This is a genomic window from Synechococcus sp. Lug-A, assembly GCF_024345655.1.
In the GTDB taxonomy this organism is placed as follows: domain Bacteria; phylum Cyanobacteriota; class Cyanobacteriia; order PCC-6307; family Cyanobiaceae; genus MW101C3.
This window is the reverse complement of record NZ_JAGQBN010000012.1, coordinates 11,420-30,982: the sequence shown is the minus strand read 5'-3', so window position 1 is coordinate 30,982 and position 19,563 is coordinate 11,420. Positions and strand designations below refer to the sequence as shown.

Sequence of the window (19,563 nt, the reverse complement as noted above, 5' to 3'; positions counted from 1 at the left end):
GGCTTCAGGCCACCAGTTGCAGAGGGGGGCGCACCACCTCGCTGTAGAAGCGCCGCAGTTGCTGGGTGGCGCCCGCCCAGCCCCAGCGCTCTGCTTCTGCTCGTGCCGCCAGCCGCAGGGCCTGGCGCCGTTCGGTGCTGGCCAGCAGCCTTTCGGTGGCGGCGGTGAGGCTGGCCGGGCTGTCGGGATCGTAGAGGCAGCCGTTCACTCCGTCGGTGACGATGTCGGGGATGCCGCCGCGGTTGGCGCCCACCACCGGGCAACCGGCCGCCATCGCCTCCAGCAGCACCAGCCCAAGCGTTTCGGTGGAGGAGGGGAACAGGAAGGCATCGGCGCTGGCATAGGCGCTGGCCAGATCCTCGCCGCCCAGGTAGCCCACGAACGTGGTGGCGCTGCCGGCGAACACCTTCTCAAGCTGCTGGCGGTGTGGGCCATCACCCACCAGCGCCAGCCTGGCCTGGGGCAGGGCATCGAGCACCGGCCGGATCCGCTCGATCTGCTTCTCCGCCGAGAGCCTGCCCACGTAGAGCAGCAGGCTGTCGCTGTCGCCGTGCACGCCGGTGAGTTTGCTGCGCATGGTCTGATTGCGCCATTCCGGTCGGAACAGATCGGTGTCGACTCCCCGCTGCCACAAGGCGGTGTGCTGGATGCCGTGCTGGCTGAGTTCCTCCACCATCGCCGTGGAGGTGCAGAGGTTGAGGGCCGCCTGGTTGTGGGCCGCCTTTAGCAGCTCCCACAGCAGCGGCTCGAACATGCCCATGCCGTAGTGCTCGAGGTACTTGGGCAGGTGGGTGTGATAGCTGGCCACCAGGGGCACGCCCCGGGTACGCGCCAGCCAGATCCCGCCCAGGCCGAGCACCGCCGGGTTCACCACGTGCACCAGGTCGGGTTTGAAGGCGTCAAGCGCCTCGGCCACCAAGGGCCGCGGCAGCGCCAGCTTGAGCTCGGGGTAGAGCGGCAGGGGCAGGGCCGGCACGCCGATCACCCGTGCGCCCATGAAGGTGTCCGGGGCTCCTTCGGGGCAGAACAGCAGCACCTCGTCGCCCGCATCCACCAGGTGGGTCACCGTTTTGGTGAGCCGCGTGACGATGCCGTCGACCTTGGGAAGGAAGGTTTCGGTGAACAGTGCGATCTTCACGTGGACGGCGTGCCTGCAGACGGTCCGTTCAAACCACCGGTTGGAGCGCGGCCGCCTGGCTGTGGGTCCATGTGGACACGCAGGGAATGCGGGAGCGATCGCAGCGATCGGCCCAGCGGCGTGCCACATCCACAACTTCGCCCAGTAGGCCGTCGTCGAGGGTGGTGGGCTTGAGCCCCAGCTCGATCAGGCAGCGGTTGTCGACGATCAGGTCGTTTTCGATGGCCTCCTTGCGGGGGTTGGGGAGGTGGTTGAGCTTGGCCCCGGTGACGGCCGCCACCTTTTCGGCCAGATCCTTGACCTTGTGGCTTTCGGTCATCTGGTTGTAGATGCGCACCTTCTCCCCTGAGGCAGGGGGATTGTCGATCGCCAGCTCCACGCATTTCACCGAATCGCGGATGTGGATGAAGGCGCGGGTCTGGCCGCCGGTGCCATGCACCGTGAGCGGATAGCCGATCGCCGCCTGCATCAGGAAGCGATTGAGCACGGTGCCGTAATCACCGTCGTAGTCAAAACGGTTGACCAGGCGCGGATCCCTGTCAGTGAGGTCGGTGTTGGTGCCCCAGACGATGCCTTGGTGCAGGTCGGTGACGCGGATGCCGTCGTTCTTGTTGTAGTAGAAGAACAACAGCTGATCCAGCGTTTTCGTCATGTGGTAGACGCTGCCTGGATCGGTGGGGTGAAGGATTTTCTCCTGGAAGCGGGTGCCATCGGGCTGGGGAACTTCCACCGTGAGATAGCCCTCGGGGATGGTGGCGCCACGGTGGGATCCATAGCCGTACACCCCCATCGTTCCGAGGTGAACGATATGAATGTCGAGACCGCTTTCAACAATTGCACAAAGAAGATTGTGCGTGCCATTCACGTTGTTATCGACCGTGTAGCGCTTGGTGGCGCTCGACTTCATCGAATAAGGGGCGGCCCGTTGTTCGGCGAAGTGCACCACGGCACTGGGGCGCTCACTGCGCAGCAGCCCCAGCAGCAGGTCGTAGTGCTGGGCGATGTCGAGTGCCACGAAACGGATGGGCCGGCCTCCGGTTTCCTCCCAGGCACGCAGGCGGTCGTTGATCGTGGCGATCGGAGTGAGCGATTCGACCCCAAGGTCGATGTCGATCTTGCGGCGGCTCAGGTTGTCGACGATCACGACGTCGTGACCGGCGTCGGCCAGGTTCACAGCGCAGGGCCAGCCGCAGAAGCCGTCGCCGCCGAGAACGAGAACCTTCACGTCTGAACTCCTGCTGAACGAGCGATTGCTCTCTTGGGGCAAGCTACTACAGGCATTCCGCCCCCCTCGTGCAGCAGTGGCGTCAGCTGATGCCGACCGCCACGCCCACCATGGCCAGCACCAGCAGCCCACCGGCGATCAGCAGGACGGTGGTGCTGCGGCTGCGTTCACCGCCGGCTTCGACCACCTGCATCCGCGGTTCTCTGGCAAAGGCGTTGAGCCTGCCCCCGTCCTCCTTGGTGACCGACATGGTGGGGTGGCCCGATTCAGAAAGCGAACCTTAACGATGTCCTTCGGCGCCGGCATCGAGGCCGAAAGGGAATGTCACAGGCGCGGAGCCTCGGTGTTGCCAACCCGTCCCCACTGGGGTGAGCTGGCCTGGGCGTCCTGTCGCTGCGGCAGGCGCCCGGCCTTCCAGGCGCACCGGCCCGCCTCCGTGGCCTGAGCCATCGCCCAGGCCATGGCCGGTGGATCGCCTGCCATGGCGATGGCGCTGTTGATCAGCAGGGCGTCAGCCCCCATCTCCATGGCCTGGGCCGCTTCGCTGGGTACGCCCAACCCCGCATCCACCACCACCGGCACCCCCGCCGACTCGATGATCAAGGCGATGTTGGCGGCGTTGCGAATGCCCTGGCCGGAGCCGATCGGAGAGCCCAGCGGCATCACGGTGGCGCAGCCCACCTCCTCGAGTCGACGGGCCAGCAGCGGATCGGCGTTGATATAGGGCAACACGGTGAAACCCTCCTTCACGAGCCGCTCGGCCGCCTCGAGGGTGCCGAATGGATCGGGCAGCAGATGGCGGCCGTCGGGGATCACCTCCAGCTTCACGAAGGTGTTGTCTTCCTGGCCGGCGAGCTTGGCCAGCTCGCGGCCCAGCCGCGCCACCCGCACGGCCTCATCTGCGGTGGCGCAGCCGGCGGTGTTGGGCAGCATCCAGATCGTGCTCCAGTCGATCGCCTCAATCAGGCCCTGATGGCCTGCCGCCGCCGCCTGCACCCGCCGCACCGCCACGGTGACGATGTCGCAGCGGCTGGCCGCCAGGCTGGCCTGCATCGCCGCTAGCGAGGGGTATTTGCCCGTGCCGGTCATCAGGCGGCTGCGGAAGCGGCGACCGCCGATCACCAGCGTGTCGTCGGCGAGGGCGGACGGATCCGAAGCCGGAATCTGCACCATGGGGAGAAGTTACAGCGCACGCCTCCTAACCTTCGCGCAAGCCCGCTTGGTTCCATGACACCGGTTCTCCCCCTGCTGCTCGCCGCCAGTGCGGTGCCGGTGGGCAGTTTTGTCCCGTTCACCCTGCCGCCCGCCTCGCCGCTGGACACCTCCTTCAGTGAGACCGGTCCGGTGGAAACCTTCGATCCGGTAGGCCGGGCCGTACTGCTTGCGGCCCAGTTGCCGCGGCAGTGGCGCGGCAGTTACCAGGCCTTTGGCGGCGGCGTCCCCACCCCTGTGGAGCTGCGCCTCGACACCGTGACGGCCATGGGTCAGATGATCGATCTGCGCGGCACGCTCACGGTGGGCGGCACCTCCTCGCCGGTACAGGGCAACCTCAATGCCAAGTCTGATCAGCTGGAGCTCATCCCCTTGATCGACACCCTCACCTTGGGCCTCGAACCAGGCGGTGATTTTCTCGGCCTGCAGGGCTTCTCGCTGATGGGCTGGAATGCACCGCGGCTCACCAATCCCGGCGGTCGGCTGGTGCTTGATCCCGTGAATTTCAGCCCACCCGCTTCCCGGCCAGCCGGCCAGGTGGCGCCGGTCCGCGGGCTGTGGTGACGACAAGCGAGCGCCCCTGAGGCAGCGAACCTCAGGGGCGGCTGGCCCTCTCCAGGCCATGGGTTCGGTTCCCGCTGTCGCTTTAAGCGGATCAGCCTGGAGCCTGACGCCCTGTGGTCAGACCGGTGTGTTGGTGGGCGAGGGTTTTGGGGACGATTTGCTGCCTGTGCTGCTGGACCCAGCTGATGATGAGCCTGGCTCGCCAGTGCCCGCAGCCATCCCCTGGCCGCTGGTCGCCGGGGCTTTCAGTTCAGCTGGAAAGCGACGATCGAGCAGCTTCAGGCGCTTGAGGGTTGTTTTGTTGGTGGGATCGAGGCTGAGGGCCTTGGCATAGGTGTCCCGCGCCTCATCCGGTTTGCCCTGTCGCTCGAAGGCGTAGCCCAGGTTGTTGAGTGCTACCGGGTAATCGGGTTTGGCCTGAAGAGCTGCCTTGTAGTGGCGGATCGCACTGGCGTAGTTGCTCTGGGCCGCCAGGGAAAAGCCAAGCGCGTTCTGAATCAGCGCCTGCGCCTCGGGGGGCTCACCGCCACTCTTCTTCTGGGCCAGGCGAAGGGTGTCCACCGCCTGGGCGTAGAGGCGCTTGCGCAGCTGCACAGAGCCGAGTTCGTAGAGAACGGCAGGGTCCTTGCCGTCCCCTCCCTTGGCTTGCCCCTCAAGCCGGGCCAGCGCCGCTTCATCGCGGCGGACCCGCATCACCTGCAGGGCGATGACCACGGCTGCACCGCCGAGCAGAAGGATCAGGCCGATCAGATAGGCCTGAGGCAGGAGAATGTCCATCGGGCCTCCCCGCAGTGCGGTGGTGATCAGCGCGTAGCGGCCGAAACCACGCTGGTGAAACTGGCGGGATCAGCCACGGCGAGCTGGGCCAGCATCTTGCGGTTCAGCAGCATGTCGGCTTTTTTCATGCCGCCCATCAGCCGGCTGTAGCTCAGCCCGTTCATGCGGGCGGCGGCGTTGATGCGGGCGATCCAGAGACGGCGGAAATCGCGCTTCCGGCGGCGACGGTCGCGGTAGGCGTTGCACAGCGCCTTCATCACCCGCTGGTTGGCGGTGCGGAACAGGCTGCCGTTGCTGCCCTGGAAGCCACGGGCCAGGCGGAGGATCTTGTTACGGCGTTTACGGGCGACGTTGCCCCTCTTGACGCGGGCCATGGTGAGTTCTCAGGGCGAAATGGAAAGGAAAAGGAGTGGGCGACCTGGCGAGAGGTCATCCGGCGTAAGGAAGCATGCGGCTGACGTTGTCGGCGTCGCGTTCGTCGACCACCGCCATCGTGCCCAGAAAACGCTTGCGCTTGGGGCTCTTGTGATCGAGCAGGTGGTTGCGGAACGCATGCCGGCGCATGAATTTTCCGCTGCCGGTCAGCTTGAACCGCTTCGCGGCAGCTTTGCGGGTCTTGAGCTTCGGCATGTCCTGCGCGACTTCACAAACAACCAAACTACGACTTGGTAGTGCCGGCTGCCAACTCCCCCCGTCCGCTTTGCCCATGCTCCGCCAGCTGTTGCGTCCTTCCGCCCCCCTCTCCCTGCAGCCCGGGTCTGCCCTGGCGCCGGTGGCCCTCGGGCTGGCGCTCACCCTGCTGGCGGCACCCGGCTGCCGTGCTGTCCCCGCTCTCGACCCCCTCCCGGCCCCTCTGCCCCTGCACTGGCCCACCAGTGCGCCGCCGCCGGTGCAGCCCGCCCAGCCTGTGTTGTGGGTGTCGCTCGGCCCACGCCTGGGCCCTGCTCCTGGCGGGGTGGCCAAGGCCGCTCCACTGGTGCTCCAGGCGGCGGCGGGTGAGCTGGTGGTCACCGACGCCGACGGCCAGCGGCTCTCGGGGTCCAGCGTTCGCCTGCGCTGGCAGGAGGTGCCCCTGGCGGAGCCGTTCCAGCTCGCCCGCACCGTGCTGGGCCCGTTCGCCAGCTTCGAGAGTGCGGAACAGGCGGCGACGGCCTGGCGGGAGCTCGGCGTGACTCCGGTGATCGCTCATCCCGCCGAATGGGAGGTATGGGCGCCTGCCGCCACCCAGGCTCCGGCCGGCCTGCAGGCCCGGCAGGTGGAGCAGCGGTTCAGCCAGCGGCTGGTGCTGACGTCCGGGGAGCCGGGAGCTGCCGGTGCGGCATTGAAAGGTCCGCTGCGGATCACGGCGCCGGGAGGGCTGCGCTGGGAGGGCGGTGTGTTCCAGGGGCCGTTCCGCCTGGCGAGCAACGCCTACGGCGGTTGGACTCTGATCGAGGAGGTGCCGCTGGAGCGCTACCTGCTGGGGGTGGTGCCCCATGAGATCGGCGCCGGATCACCGCCGGCCGCCCTTGCCGCCCAGGCGGTGCTGGCCCGCACCTGGTCGCTGCGCAACAAGCACCGCTATGCCACCGATGGCTACCACCTCTGCGCTGACACCCAGTGCCAGGTCTACGCCGATCCGCGGCAGGCGGGGGCGGCGGTCCGGTCTGCGATCCAGGCCACCCGGGGCCAGGTGCTCACCTGGCAGGGACAGCCCATCCATGCCGTCTATCACGCCACCAACGGGGGAATGGCCGCCGGCTTTGAGGAGGTGTGGAGCGGCTCGCCGCTGCCCTATCTGCAGGCGGCGCCGGATGGCCCACCCGCTTTCAACGCGCGGTTTGCCGTGCCCCTGGCGTCGTCGTCGCTGCCGGCGCTGCTGGCCAACGGCGGTTCCGCCTATGGCGCCTACCACCCGCGCTTCCGCTGGCAGCGCCTGCTGACGACCGCTCAGGTGCAGCAGGCCCTCACCACGGCCCGGTTGCCGGTGGGCACCCCCTTGAAGCTCAGCGTGCTGGAGCGGGGACCGAGCGGCCGCGTGATGGCGCTGGCCATCGAGGGGAGCGAAGGTCGCCAGGTGCTGCGCCGCGATGCCATCCGCCGCACCTTCCGGCAGCTGCCCAGCACCCTGTTTGAGCTGAGAGCGGAGGGAGCCGGCCGCTGGCGCTTCAACGGCGGCGGCTTCGGCCATGGCGCCGGCCTCTCTCAGGCGGGTGCGATCGATCTGGCCGGTCGTGGCTGGACCCTGCCACAGCTGCTGAGTCGGTACTACCCGGGGACCCAGCTCCAGCCGCTGGAGGCGCTCGGTCAGGGCCTTTAGAGTTCGGCCCAGTTCGAGCCCTGCCACGACCGGGACCCTGTCGCGTGCGGCGTGGCATCACGGAGAGCGTTCATTCATGCCAGGCCTGACCGCTGCGAAGACCGCCTCTCGTCCTCGGCGTGGCAAAGCGGCGCTGTTTGTGCTCCTGTGCGGTTGTGCCGGCGCGGCGCCCCACTGGGTGGAGCCGCCCCGCAACCTGCTGCCGGCGATCAGCCTCACCTTGCTGCTGGGCGCCTATGTGATCCGCACCGTGCTGTTCCGGCTCTGGAAACCCCAGCCGCCGGTGGCCCTCCCCGAGGCCTTGGACCACTGGCCCGACGTTGATGTGGTGGTGGCGGCGCGGGACGAGGAGGCGGTGATCGGGCGCCTGGTGGAGCGGGTGGCGCAGCTGAGCTACCCCGAAGGCCAGCTGCGTCTCTGGGTGGTGGACGACGGCAGCGAAGACCGCACAGCCGCGCTGTTGGAAGAGATTGGCAGCCGCCACTCCCTGCTCACGGTGCTGCGCCGTCCGCGCGATGCCGGTGGCGGCAAGTCGGGGGCGCTCAATGCCGTGCTGCCCCAGCTGCGCGGCCGCTGGATGTTGGTGCTGGATGCCGATGCCGGCATGCCGCGGGATCTGCTGCAGCGGCTGATTCCCTACGCAGAAGCGGGCAGCTGGGCGGCGGTGCAGCTGCGCAAGGCGGTGGTGGAAGCCGATCGCAACCTGCTCACCCAGGCCCAGGCGATGGAGATGGCCCTTGACACCGTGATCCAGCAGGGACGGCTGGCCTCCGGCGGTGTCCCCGAACTGCGTGGCAATGGCCAGTTGCTGCGGCGTGATGCCCTGGAAGCCTGTGGCGGCTTCAACGAAGCCACCGTCACCGACGACCTCGACCTGAGCTTCCGCCTGCTGCTGGGCGATTGCGGCATTGGCGTGCTCTGGGATCCGCCGGTGGAGGAGGAGGCGGTGCGCACCCTGCCTGCTCTCTGGCGGCAGCGGCAGCGGTGGGCCGAGGGGGGCCTGCAACGCTTCTTCGACTATTGGCCCAGCCTCGTGGCAGGTCCGCTGGCCCCTTCCCGCAAGCTCGATCTGGCGGCGTTCTTTCTGCTCCAGTACGCCCTGCCGGTGGTGTCGATCGCCGATCTGCTCACAGCCTTGGCCACCCGCACGCTGCCATCGATCTGGCCGCTGTCGATCGTGGCCTTCGGCCTCTCCGGGGCGGCGATCGTGGCCGGCTGCCGGCGCAGCAGCGAAGGCCCACCCCTGCCCAACATCAATCCCTTCACTGCCGCCCTGGGCATCGCCTATCTGGCCCACTGGTTCGTGGTGATTCCCTGGGTGGCGCTGCGCATGGCCCTGCTGCCGAAACGTCTCGTCTGGGCCAAGACGCTTCACGTGGGCGAGGCATCCGGCGAGGAAAGCCACGAGGACACGGACGATCTCACCGGTGAGGCTGACCTCACCACCCAGGTCTCCTAGGGCGGGTTCGCCCCATCCTGCTGCCCTGGCACCGGCCCGTCGAACGCAACCACCTCGCCGTTGAAGAAGTCCGCCAGGCGCCGCGCCTTGTCGTCGAGCGGCACGGGGGGTACAGGTGGACCGGGAGGTGTGGCCGTGGTGAGGCCTGCGGCCACCGCGGGTGCTGGAAGGCCAGTTGCAGCAACGACAGCCATGGCAGTGGCAGCCCCAGGCCCTGAACCGGCGGCGGAGGGCGCCTGCGCCGGCTGCAGCCCCGGTACAGGCGGTGGCACAGCAGCTGGCGGGGAGACCGTTCGCAACGGCATCGCCGTGGCGGCTTCCGGTCGCTGTGCCTGGTCCGGTCCCTGGCCCAGTCCCGGTGCCGCTGGTGCTGGCGTTGGCGCCCCTCCGCCCGGCACGGCCCCAGCGGGTGCCCCTGAAGCGTTAGCGGTGGCACGCGGTGGACCTGGGGCGTCGGCGCTCTCCAGCACGAGCTGGCGGGCGGAGCCCAGCGCACTTTGCAGAGCTTTCTCCAGCAGCGGCAGGCGGCTCTGCACCATCGCCACCCAGTTGCCGCTGACCCGCACCACCGCCCGCTGGCCGTCGAGGCGCACCAGTGCCGCCTGCTGGGACAGGAGCATGCGGGTGGAGGGAAGCTCCAGGCTGGCCAGGATCTGTTGCCACAGCTCGGTGAGGTCACTGCCGCCCCCTGGGCTGGAGGGCGCCTGGGCTGCGGGAATAGGGGCTGCGGGCACTGGGGCCCCTTCCCTCGGCACGCCGGGCTCTGCGGCTGCAGGGGCCGAGGTATGCGCGGCTGCAGGGCCATGCGCATTCGCAGCTGGCGCGCTGGGAACGGCTGGGGCATGGGCGGGCGCAGCAGCTCCCGGCGGAACTGAAACCGGCGCGGCGGGCCTGCGGATGGGGGCGCCGGGCGCGGCGGGGAGGGGCACGGCGGCGCTGCCCGTCGACGCTTCGGCCAGCAGGCCCAGCAGCAGCACCTCCAGCCACAGGCGTGGCTGCACGCTCTGGCGCAGCTGCTGTTCGCTGCCCTTGAGGCCGGCCTGCCAGCTCAGCAGCCGCGGGGTGGAGATGCGGGCCGCCAGCTCCGGCAGCTGGGGCCGGAACTGGGGGGAAAGGCTGCTCAACTCCAGGCGCCCGGGCGCGGCTGCGGCCACCGTGAGGTCGCGCAACAACGAGGCCAACCCCTGCAGCACCGCCCCCGGGTCGCGGCCCCGCTCCAGCAGCTCGCGGCAGGTTTCCACCACGGCCAGCGGCTCAGCCGCGGCGAGGGCCGCCGCCAGGGAGAGCAACTCCTGCTCCGGCACCGCCCCGAGCAGCTCCCAGACGGCGCTGGCCTCCACCGGGGCCGGCAGCAGGCTGAGCTGGTCGAGCAGGCTTTCGGCATCGCGCAGACCGCCCTGGGCCCGCTGGGCCACCACATGCAGGGCCTCGGGCGTGATGCTGATCGCTTCGAGCCGGGCGATCTCGCCCAGGTGGGTTTCGATCGCTTCCAGCGGAATGCGGCGGAAATCGAAGCGCTGGCAACGGGACAGGATTGTGGGCAGCACCCGCTGCGGATCGGTGGTGGCCAGCACGAACACCACCCGCGGCGGTGGCTCCTCCAGGGTCTTGAGCAACGCATTGAAGGCGGCGGTCGAGAGCATGTGGCACTCGTCGATCACGTAGACCTTCCAGCGGGCCTGCACCGGCGCGAAGCGCGAGCGTTCGATCAGTTCCCGGATGTTGTCGACGCCGGTGTTGGAGGCCGCATCGATCTCGATCACATCAAGGGCATTGCCCGCCGTGATTGAACGGCACAGCTCGCAGACGCCGCAGGGTTCGGGGGTGGGGCCGTCGGCGGCGATGCAGTTGAGCGAGCGGGCCAGGATCCGCGCGCTGGAGGTCTTGCCGGTGCCGCGTGGACCGCTGAACAGATAGGCGGGCGCGATCCGCCCCTGCCGCAGGGCGTTGCTGAGGGTGGCCACGATCGCCTGCTGCCCCACCAGCTGGTCGAAGCGCTGGGGACGGTACTTGTGATGGAGCGGCTGGTAGGCGCTGGCCTGGGTCATGGCGGGGTCCCCGACGGCCTGATCAGCGAGGTTACTGGGGGCTAACGGTGCCCAGCAGACGCTCCAGCCGGCCTTCCAGTTCCTCCACCGCTTCCAGCTGATCGGCCAGGTTCTGGGCCTGCAGCCGGAGGCGGTCGAACTGGTCGCTGCTGCCGCCATTCCAGCGGGCTTCGGCCTGCTCCAGCTCCAGCTCCAGCCGCTGCTGCAGCTTCAGCCGCAGGGCATCGAGCTGCTCCAGGCTGCGGCGGGCCAGCTCGCGGCCGCGCTCCAGCTGGGTGCCGTCGATGGTCAGACCCTGGCGCAGCAGCAGGCGCACGGCCACCAGCAGGGCGGCGGGGATGAACTGACCCAGGGCCAGGGCGCCGAGGCTGCCGGTGCCCAGCCATCCCTCCACCTGGGAGCTGCGGTGCCGCCCGGTCTTGCACCAGCTGGCGAAATGCTCGCAGTTGTTGAACACCAGGTTGTAGCGCTGCTCGCCCAAGCGGCCCATGGCGCGCCGCAGGGTCACGCCCACCGGCGACACCTCCCCTTCCGGGTAGCTCACCACGCTGACCGCTTCGCCACGGGAGAAGTCGGCGAGCGGGCTGCGCAGGATCTGGCGGCCCTCCAGGTAGTGGGCCACCGTACCGTCGCCCAGATCGATGCCGTGGTGGTCGAACAGGCCGTGCTGGCGCGGCACCTGCAGATGGTCAGCCGTTGCCATGGCGGCTGTGCCTCAAGCGGATTCCTGTTTGTCGACCAGGCCGGGGTAGGGAAGAATCTTGGCGCGCGAGCGCTGCTCCACCAGCTCACGGGTGATCGTGAAGGTGGTGATCGCGTCGTTGGAGGGGATGTCGTACATCACATCGAGCATCAGTTCCTCGACGATGCCCCGCAGCGCCCGGGCGCCGGTGCGGCGGCGGTGGGCCTCCTGGGCGATCGCCTCGATGGCGCCGGCCTCGAACTCCAGCCGCACGTTGTCCATGCTCATCAGGGTCTGGAACTGCTTCACCAGCGCGTCGCGCGGCTCGGTGAGGATGGCTTCGAGGGAGCGGATGTCGAGCGGTTCGAGCACGGCGCTCACCGGCAGCCGGCCGATGAATTCGGGGATCAGGCCGTAGCGCACCAGGTCGTCGGGTTCGAGGTGGCGCAGCACGTGGGCCGCCTGCTGCTCCTTCTGGACGCGGCTGCGGCCGCGGCCGTCGCTGGGCAGAAAGCCGATCGAATTGCGACCCAGCCGCCGCTGCACCACATCCTCGAGGCCGGTGAAGGCGCCGCCGCAGACGAACAGGATCTGGCTGGTGTCGATCTGGATGCAGTCTTGGTAGGGGTGCTTGCGGCCGCCCTGCGGTGGAACGTTGGCCACCGTTCCCTCCAGCATCTTGAGCAGGGCCTGCTGCACCCCTTCGCCCGAGACGTCCCGCGTGATCGAGGGGTTCTCGCTCTTGCGGGCGATCTTGTCGATCTCGTCGATGTAGATGATGCCTCGCTGGGCCTGCTCCACATCCAGGTCGGCCTTCTGCAGCAGTCGCAGCAGGATGTTCTCCACGTCTTCGCCCACGTAGCCGGCTTCGGTGAGCGTGGTGGCGTCGGCCACCGCGAAGGGCACATCAAGCAGCTCGGCGAGCGTCTGGGCCAGGAGGGTCTTGCCGGAGCCGGTGGGGCCGATCAGCAGGATGTTGGATTTGTGCAGCCGGGTGGCGAGATGGTCGGTTTCGCCCTGCCCATCTCCCTGCCAGGCGAGGCGTTTGTAGTGGTTGTAGACCGCCACCGACAGCACTTTCTTGGCTTCGTCCTGCCCCACCACCTGCCGGTCGAGGTAGGCCTTGATCTCCCGCGGCTTGGGGACGGTGGCAAGGGTGGGGGCCGGTTTGGTGCCCTTCCTGGGCGCAGGCTTGCGGCCGCTGTCGTGGTGGGTGCGGGGGCTTCCGGCCGTGTCCACCAGCTCTTCATCGAGAATCTCGTTGCAGAGATCGATGCATTCGTCGCAGATGTAAACGCCTGGTCCGGCGATCAGCTTCCGCACCTGTTCCTGCGATTTTCCGCAGAACGAGCACTTCAGATGGGCGTCGAACTTTGCCATCGCGTGGGATCCGGGAGCGGAGGAGGAACGCTGGAGGCCGGAACTCCAGATGGGGCCGGAATGACGGGGTCAGACGAAGGAGGCCGCACTGGCGCGGCTCAGGCCGGCATGGTGTCAGTGACGACACGGTCGATCAGCCCGTAGGTCACGGCTTCGTGTGGAGACAAAAAGTAGTCGCGGTCGGTGTCTTCGGCAATCTTTGCCAAGGGCTGGCCGGTGTGTTCGGCCATCAGTCCGTTCAAGGTGTCTTTGAGGAAAAGGATCTCCTTCGCCTGGATTTCGATGTCGACCGCCTGGCCCTGGGCTCCGCCCAACGGTTGGTGAATCATGATCCGGGCGCTTGGCAGCGCCATGCGCTTGCCCTTGGTGCCACCGGAGAGCAGGAAGGCCCCCATGCTCGCGGCCAGTCCGTAGCAGATGGTGACCACATCGGGGGCCACCTGCTGCATGGTGTCGTAGATGGCCAGACCTGCGGTGACCGAACCGCCGGGCGAGTTGACGTAGATCTGGATGTCCTTGTCGGGATCTTCCGCCTCCAGGAAGAGCAACTGGGCCACCAGCGAATCGGCCACGGCGTCGTCGATGCCGGTGCCGAGGAAGATGATCCGCTCGCGCAGCAGACGCGAGTAGATGTCAAACGCCCGCTCGCCCCTGCCGGATTGCTCCACCACCGTGGGGAGCACCCCCGGAGCGGCCTGGGGCCCCGCGCCGCTGAGGGCCATGGGTGGTTGACCCTGCCAGCGGTTCTGGATCGGATGGGGGCGGAAGGCGTCGATCACGCGGCCGTGGGGATGCAAGGGGAGATGGGGTCAATCTATGGCCGCTGCGCTTCAGCCCGCTGCGGCAGGAGGTTCGGTGGCGGCTTTGTCAGCTCCCTCGCTGGCTTGTGCGGCCGGCTCCGGCGCCTTCTCGGTGACGGTGCTGTTCGCCTCCAGCCACTCCAGCAGCTTCTCGCGCAGCAGATCGTCGGCCACGGCCAGCCGCAGCCGCTCGGGGTCGATCTTGCTGGTGTCGCTGAAGCCCTTGCTCACCTCCTTCACCTTGGCGTCAATGACGGCCGGCTCCACCGCGATCGCTTCGGCCTCGGCCAGAGCCTGCAGGGCGAAGGTGCGCTTCAGCCGCTGCACCGCCTCAGGACGGGAGGTGTCCATCAGGCTGCGCACCAGCTCCTGGGTGAACAGCTTCTTGACGTCCATGCCCTGCTGAGCGATCTGGCTGGCCGTCTGCTCGATCAAGGAGCGCACTTCCTGCTGGATCAGACTTTCGGGCAGCTCCACCTCCAGCTGCTCCACCAGTGCATTGAGCAGGGCTTCCTGGCGGCCGTTGCGGGCGCGCCGTTCGGCGTCATCGCGCAGCCTGGTCTCCAGGTCGGCCCGCATCTCGGCCACGGTGGCCTTGTCACTGGCTTCCTGGGCGAAGGCGTCGTCGAGGGCGGGCAGTTCGCGGGTCTTGAGGTCGCTGAGCGTGATCGCGAAGCTGGCGGCCCGGCCGCGCGCGTCTTCCTGGGGGTAGTCGTCGGGGAACTGGCAGCTGACCTGGCGCTCCTCGCCGATGGTCATGCCGAGGATGCCTTCCACGAATCCGGGGATCATGCGGCCATCGTCGAGCTCCACCTCCAGGGCTTCGGCGGTACCGCCCACGATCGGCTCACCGGTGTCGGCGTAGCTGCCGCTGAAGCTCACCACCGCCACATCGCCGTTGGCGGCGGGCCGGCCTTCCACCGGCACCAGGGTGGCCCGCTGGCGGCGGGATTGCTCGATCAGTTCATCGATGCGGGCCGGGTCGAAACTGACCGCTTCCGCTTCGGCCGTCAGGCCGGTGGTGGCCTTCAGGCTGGGGGTGGGCTGCACATCAAGTTCCAGGGTGAGCACCAGGGCATCACCGGGGTTGAAGCGCTCCAGCAGCGCCTCGAAGCCTTCGCTCAGTTCAGGGCTGCTGAGCGCCTCGATCTTTTCCTGAGCGAGCGCATCGCGCCAGACGCTGTCGACCAGGTCTTCGAGGGCGGTGGCGCGGATCCGCAGCGGACCGATCTGCTGCAGCAGCACTGGCCGCGGCACCTTGCCGGGCCGGAACCCCGGCAGGCGCACGCTGCGGCTCAGCTTGTTGACCGCCGCTTCGTAGCTGGCCTGGGAACGGCCGCCAGGGATCTCCACTTCCAGGGCCAACCGGCTGCCGGGGAGGGGGCTGGTCTTGACCTTCAAAGCAGAGCTCATGGACGAACCGGCTGGACCGGCGGGGCAGGGCAGCTCCCGATACTAGAAACTCGCCTCTCCCCCCCCTATGGACCGTGCAGAGGCCGCCCCAGGCAGGCCCATCCTTGTTCGCCAAAGCGATGGGGTCCGGGTAAGGTGATCGGGACGACAAACAGATCCATATCCCCATCCGGTTCGACGCCGGCTGGAAACGCTCTTCTCGTAAAGCCCGAGTCCAGGCCGTTTCCACCCCGTCTGAATCGCCGCGCTTGCTGCACAGAGTTTTCACACCCCCCGCTCCCCTCACCGTTCCCTTTTCGTCTTTCTTCATTTCCCTCGCTTCGTCGGTCGGCCCACTCCGTTCTCTTTCCAAGCGCTCGTTGCAAGGCCCGGCCGCTGCCTCCTGATCCGTTTCGGCTCCACCCCGTCTGAATCCATTTTCGTCTGCTGCTCCGTTCTCCCCCGCCAAGTTGTCCACCGCACCATTCGCCTCCTTTCTGAACCGCCAGCCGCTCACCGTCGCCGTACTCGGCGCCACCGGTGCGGTGGGCTGTGAACTGCTTGAGCTGCTGGAGGAACGCCAGTTCCCGGTGGCCGAGCTGCGCCTGCTGGCCTCCCCCCGTTCCGCTGGCCGCAGCCTCACCTGGCGGGGCGAGTCGCTCACCGTCCAGCCGGTCGCCCCGGACGCCTTCGAAGGGGTGGACCTGGTCCTGGCCTCTGCGGGCGGCTCCATCTCCCGGCAGTGGGCGCCAGTGGCGGTGGCGGCCGGCGCCGTGGTGATCGACAACTCCAGCGCGTTCCGCCTGGATGAGGATGTGCCGCTGGTGGTGCCCGAAGTGAATCCGGCGGCGGCGTTCGCCCACCGGGGCATCGTGGCCAACCCCAACTGCACCACGATCCTGCTCACCCTGGCCCTGGCTCCTCTTCAGGCCCGGCGTCCGATCCGGCGTGTCGTGGTGAGCACCTACCAATCGGCCAGCGGCGCGGGAGCCCGGGCGATGGAGGAGCTGCGCGCGCTCAGCCGCACCGTGCTCGATGGTGGCCAGCCCGTGAGCACGGTGCTGCCCCACTCGCTCGCCTTCAACCTCTTCCTGCACAACTCGCCGCTGCAGGGCAACGGTTACTGCGAGGAGGAGCTGAAGATGGTCAATGAAACCCGCAAGATCATGCAGCTGCCGCAGCTGCGCCTCACCGCCACCTGCGTGCGCGTGCCCGTGCTCAGGGCCCATTCGGAGGCGGTGAACATCGAGTTCGAAGAGCCCTTCCCCCCCGAGGAGGCCCGTGCCCTGCTGGCGGCGGCACCCGGTGTGGAGCTGATCGAGGATTTCGATGCCAACCGTTTCCCCATGCCCACCGATGTGACCGGCAGGGATCCTGTGGCGATCGGTCGGTTGCGCCAGGACATCAGCGATCCACATGCGCTGGAGCTCTGGCTCTGTGGCGATCAGATCCGCAAGGGGGCCGCGCTCAACGCCATCCAGATCGCCGAGCTGCTGTTCGACCCGTCCCGCCAGCCCCCAGGTGGCAGGACCGAGCCCTCCGCGGCAACACCATCCCGCGCGCAATCCCTTGCAGGAGGTGCCGGTTGACACTGGTTGCCGCGCCTTTCGGCCGGGTGCTCACCGCCATGGTCACGCCGTTCGCGGCCGATGGCTCCCTTGATCTCGATCTGGCTGCCCGCCTGGCGGTGCACCTGGTCGCCCATGGCTCCGACGGTCTGGTGGTGTGCGGCACCACCGGCGAATCCCCCACGCTCAGCTGGGATGAGCAGCATCAGCTGTTCCAGGCTGTGAAGGAGGCGGTGGGACCCGGCGCCAAGGTGCTCGCCGGCACCGGCAGCAACTGCACGGCCGAGGCCGTGGAGGCGATCTCCCAGGCGGCCGCGCTCGGTGCCGACGGTGCCCTGGTGGTGGTGCCTTACTACAACAAACCGCCCCAGGAGGGGCTCGAGGCCCACTTCCGGGCCGTCGCCAGCGCCGTGCCGGAGCTGCCGATCATGCTCTACAACATCCCCGGCCGCACTTCCTGCAGCCTGGCCCCGGAGACCACCGAGCGGCTGATGGATCTGCCCAACGTGGTGAGCTACAAGGCCGCCAGTGGCAGCACCGACGAAGTCACCCAGCTGCGGGTCCGCTGCGGATCAGCCCTGGCGATCTACAGCGGCGACGATGCCCTCACCCTGCCGATGCTGGCGCTCGGGGCTGTGGGTGTGGTGAGCGTGGCCAGCCATCTGGTGGGCCCCCGGATCCGGCAGATGATCACCGCCTTCCATGCCGGCGACCATGCCACCGCCCAGGCGCTGCACGAGCAGATGATGCCGCTGTGCCGGGCGCTGTTCTCCAGTACCAATCCGATCCCGGTCAAGGCCGCCCTGCAGCTCGAAGGCTGGCCCGTGGGCGCCCCCCGACTTCCTCTTGTTTCTGCCGATAGCGATGTGCGTGAACGATTGACCACGGCCCTGGCCGCCCTGCGTCCCACGTGACGCCAAGGCTCCCCTCCGGCATGGCCTCGCCCGGAACTCCTGCTTCAGCTTCACCGCACCAGACCACAACATCTGCTCCACAGCTCCATTCCCCTTCGTTCCGGATCTGATCCGGAGACACCCCTGATGACCTCAAGCACCAACGGCAAACAACCCTGTCTCCGAGTCATTCCCCTCGGCGGCCTGCACGAGATCGGCAAGAACACCTGCGTGTTCGAGTACGGCGATGACCTGATGCTGGTGGATGCCGGCCTGGCCTTCCCCAGCGACGGCATGCACGGCGTGAACGTGGTGCTGCCCGACACCAGCTATCTGCGCGAAAACCAGAAGCGCATCCGCGGCATGATCGTGACCCACGGTCACGAAGATCACATCGGTGGCATTCCGCATCACCTCAAGAACTTCAACATCCCCGTGATCTACGGGCCGCGGCTGGCGATGTCCATGCTGCAGGGGAAAATGGAGGAGGCAGCGGTCACCGATCGCACCGTCATCCAAACCGTGAGCCCCCGCGATGTGGTGAAGGTGGGGCAGCATTTCAAGGTGGAGTTCATCCGCAACACCCACTCGATCGCTGACAGCTTCAGCCTTGCGATCACAACCCCCGTGGGCGTGGTGGTGTTCACCGGCGATTTCAAGTTCGACCACACCCCGGTGGATGGCGAATACTTCGACATCCAGCGCATGGCCCATTACGGCGAGCAGGGCGTGCTCTGCCTGTTCAGCGACTCCACCAATGCCGAGATTCCCGGCTTCACCCCGCCCGAGCGGGCTGTGTTCCCGAATCTGGATCGACACTTCGCCAATGCCGAAGGGCGGGTGATCGTCACCACCTTCGCCAGCTCGGTGCATCGGGTGTCGATGATTCTGGAGCTGGCCATGAAGCACGGCCGCAAGGTGGGCCTGCTGGGCCGCTCCATGCTCAACGTGATCGCCAAGGCGCGCGAGCTGGGCTATATCCGCTGCCCCGATGAGCTGTTCGTACCGATCAAGCAGATCCGTGATCTGCCCGACCGTGAAACCCTGCTGCTGATGACCGGCAGCCAGGGTGAACCCCTCGCTGCCCTGAGCCGCATCTCCCGTGGCGAGCACCCGCAGGTGCAGGTGAAATCCACCGACACGATCATCTTCTCGGCCAGCCCGATCCCCGGCAACACCATCTCAGTGGTGAACACCATCGACCGGCTGATGATGATGGGGGCGAAGGTTGTGTACGGCAAAGGCGAGGGCATCCACGTGTCCGGACACGGTTGCCAGGAGGATCACAAGTTGATGCTGGCGCTTACCCGGCCGAAGTTCTTCGTGCCCGTGCACGGTGAGCACCGCATGCTCGTATGCCACTCCAGGACGGCCCAGTCGATGGGGGTCCCCGCCGACAACATCCTCATCATCGACAACGGCGATGTGGTGGAACTCACCCCCGACCGCATCCACAAAGGGGAACCGGTGAAGGCCGGCATTGAGCTGCTCGATGCCTCCCGCAACGGCATCGTCGACGCTCGTGTGCTCAAGGAGCGCCAGCAGCTGGCTGAAGACGGGGTGATCACCCTGCTCACCGTGATCAGCACCGATGGCGTGATGGCGGCCCCGCCGCGGGTGAACCTGCGCGGCGTGGTCACCACAGCCGATGCCCGCAAGCTCTCGGTCTGGGCCGAGCGTGAAATCACCTGGGTGCTGGAGAACCGCTGGAATCAGCTCTCCCGCAACAGCGGCGGCAAGGCCCCCGATGTGGATTGGGTGGGCGTGCAGCGCGAGATCGAAGTGGGGCTGCAGCGCCGGCTGCGCCGCGAGCTGCAGGTGGAGCCGCTGATCATCTGTCTGGTCCAGCCTGCTCCTGGTGGCACGCCCGCCTACAAGGGCCGCGCCGATGCCGAGCCCGACACCCGGCCGGCTCCCCGCACAGTGCGGCACCAGAGCCGCGAGGTGGTGCGGGATGGTGCGGTGCGCACGGCCCCGGCGGCTGCCGCCACGCCAGCTCGTCAACTCGCCGTGGCCGTACCAGCGGCCGCCGTCGTCAAGGAGGAGCCTCAGGCAGAGCGCCGCGAGGAACCTGAAATGCCCGCCAACCGGGTGCGCCGCCGCCGTTCCACCGCCGCGGGCTGACG

At 68.0% G+C, this 19,563-nt stretch carries 18 protein-coding genes; 6 read left to right on the top strand and 12 right to left on the bottom strand.

The window, feature by feature from the left end; all coding sequences use genetic code 11:
- Window positions 1-4: 4 nt before the first annotated feature.
- The 4 genes from KBY86_RS10130 to KBY86_RS10115 form a co-directional block, all read right to left on the bottom strand.
- Complete coding sequence (locus tag KBY86_RS10130) at window positions 5-1,138, bottom strand: glycosyltransferase family 1 protein (protein ID WP_094511156.1); 1,134 nt, start codon at window positions 1,136-1,138, stop codon at window positions 5-7.
- A gap of 28 nt (window positions 1,139-1,166) precedes the next feature.
- Window positions 1,167-2,363: an NAD-dependent epimerase/dehydratase family protein gene (locus KBY86_RS10125; protein WP_094511155.1), complete on the bottom strand. Its 1,197-nt coding sequence runs from the start codon at window positions 2,361-2,363 to the stop codon at window positions 1,167-1,169.
- 82 nt (window positions 2,364-2,445) lie between these two features.
- Window positions 2,446-2,613: a photosystem II assembly protein Psb34 gene (psb34, locus tag KBY86_RS10120; protein ID WP_094511154.1), complete on the bottom strand. Its 168-nt coding sequence runs from the start codon at window positions 2,611-2,613 to the stop codon at window positions 2,446-2,448.
- A 74-nt stretch (window positions 2,614-2,687) separates the two neighbouring features.
- Window positions 2,688-3,536 (bottom strand): thiazole synthase, encoded by an 849-nt coding sequence (locus KBY86_RS10115; RefSeq protein WP_094511153.1) that lies wholly within the window; start codon window positions 3,534-3,536, stop codon window positions 2,688-2,690.
- A gap of 54 nt (window positions 3,537-3,590) precedes the next feature.
- Here KBY86_RS10115 and KBY86_RS10110 point away from each other — a divergent pair, with 54 nt between their 5' ends.
- Window positions 3,591-4,139 carry a hypothetical protein gene (locus KBY86_RS10110; RefSeq protein ID WP_255141011.1) on the top strand — a complete coding sequence of 183 codons (549 nt, stop codon included), beginning with the start codon at window positions 3,591-3,593 and terminating at the stop codon, window positions 4,137-4,139.
- A gap of 117 nt (window positions 4,140-4,256) precedes the next feature.
- On the opposite strand, the gene KBY86_RS10105 is transcribed toward KBY86_RS10110, so the two are convergent.
- From KBY86_RS10105 to rpmI, 3 genes are read right to left on the bottom strand one after another with little or no spacing between them, the layout of a single operon-like run.
- A complete protein-coding gene (locus KBY86_RS10105; protein WP_094511151.1) occupies window positions 4,257-4,916 on the bottom strand; it encodes a tetratricopeptide repeat protein in 660 nt (219 codons plus the stop codon).
- Between the two features lie 26 nt (window positions 4,917-4,942).
- On the bottom strand, window positions 4,943-5,290 hold the full coding sequence (rplT, locus tag KBY86_RS10100; RefSeq protein ID WP_094511150.1) for a 50S ribosomal protein L20: 348 nt from the start codon (window positions 5,288-5,290) through the stop codon (window positions 4,943-4,945).
- Between the two features lie 55 nt (window positions 5,291-5,345).
- Entirely contained in the window at window positions 5,346-5,546 is a 201-nt protein-coding gene (gene rpmI, locus KBY86_RS10095) for a 50S ribosomal protein L35 (protein WP_094511149.1), read from the bottom strand.
- A gap of 91 nt (window positions 5,547-5,637) precedes the next feature.
- Between rpmI and KBY86_RS10090 the strand changes: the two genes are divergently transcribed.
- Together KBY86_RS10090 and KBY86_RS10085 are read left to right on the top strand one after the other, a co-directional pair.
- A complete protein-coding gene (locus KBY86_RS10090) occupies window positions 5,638-7,215 on the top strand; it encodes a SpoIID/LytB domain-containing protein (protein WP_315855859.1) in 1,578 nt (525 codons plus the stop codon).
- Between the two features lie 85 nt (window positions 7,216-7,300).
- Entirely contained in the window at window positions 7,301-8,674 is a 1,374-nt protein-coding gene (locus KBY86_RS10085; protein ID WP_399221410.1) for a glycosyltransferase, read from the top strand.
- Here the strand turns inward: KBY86_RS10085 and KBY86_RS10080 are convergent.
- The 5 genes from KBY86_RS10080 to tig form a co-directional block, all read right to left on the bottom strand.
- Window positions 8,671-10,722 carry a DNA polymerase III subunit gamma/tau gene (locus KBY86_RS10080; protein WP_255141008.1) on the bottom strand — a complete coding sequence of 684 codons (2,052 nt, stop codon included), beginning with the start codon at window positions 10,720-10,722 and terminating at the stop codon, window positions 8,671-8,673. The genes KBY86_RS10085 and KBY86_RS10080 overlap by 4 nt on opposite strands.
- 31 nt (window positions 10,723-10,753) lie before the next feature.
- The gene (locus tag KBY86_RS10075; RefSeq protein ID WP_255141007.1) at window positions 10,754-11,425 is read right to left on the bottom strand and encodes a lecithin retinol acyltransferase family protein; all 672 of its coding nucleotides are present in this window, start codon (window positions 11,423-11,425) and stop codon (window positions 10,754-10,756) included.
- A gap of 12 nt (window positions 11,426-11,437) precedes the next feature.
- Window positions 11,438-12,784 (bottom strand): ATP-dependent protease ATP-binding subunit ClpX, encoded by a 1,347-nt coding sequence (gene clpX, locus KBY86_RS10070; RefSeq protein ID WP_094511144.1) that lies wholly within the window; start codon window positions 12,782-12,784, stop codon window positions 11,438-11,440.
- A 98-nt stretch (window positions 12,785-12,882) separates the two neighbouring features.
- On the bottom strand, window positions 12,883-13,563 hold the full coding sequence (clpP, locus tag KBY86_RS10065; RefSeq protein WP_094511511.1) for an ATP-dependent Clp endopeptidase proteolytic subunit ClpP: 681 nt from the start codon (window positions 13,561-13,563) through the stop codon (window positions 12,883-12,885).
- 51 nt (window positions 13,564-13,614) lie between these two features.
- A complete protein-coding gene (gene tig, locus KBY86_RS10060; RefSeq protein ID WP_255141006.1) occupies window positions 13,615-14,997 on the bottom strand; it encodes a trigger factor in 1,383 nt (460 codons plus the stop codon).
- Between the two features lie 449 nt (window positions 14,998-15,446).
- Between tig and KBY86_RS10055 the strand changes: the two genes are divergently transcribed.
- The 3 genes from KBY86_RS10055 to KBY86_RS10045 all read left to right on the top strand — a co-directional run bounded on the left by KBY86_RS10055 (window position 15,447) and on the right by KBY86_RS10045 (window position 19,561).
- Window positions 15,447-16,565: an aspartate-semialdehyde dehydrogenase gene (locus KBY86_RS10055; protein ID WP_255141005.1), complete on the top strand. Its 1,119-nt coding sequence runs from the start codon at window positions 15,447-15,449 to the stop codon at window positions 16,563-16,565.
- Window positions 16,562-17,458 carry a 4-hydroxy-tetrahydrodipicolinate synthase gene (gene dapA / locus KBY86_RS10050; RefSeq protein WP_094511141.1) on the top strand — a complete coding sequence of 299 codons (897 nt, stop codon included), beginning with the start codon at window positions 16,562-16,564 and terminating at the stop codon, window positions 17,456-17,458. The genes KBY86_RS10055 and dapA overlap by 4 nt, the downstream gene beginning before the upstream one ends.
- A 126-nt stretch (window positions 17,459-17,584) precedes the next feature.
- Complete coding sequence (locus tag KBY86_RS10045) at window positions 17,585-19,561, top strand: ribonuclease J (protein WP_255141004.1); 1,977 nt, start codon at window positions 17,585-17,587, stop codon at window positions 19,559-19,561.
- Window positions 19,562-19,563 lie beyond the last annotated feature (2 nt).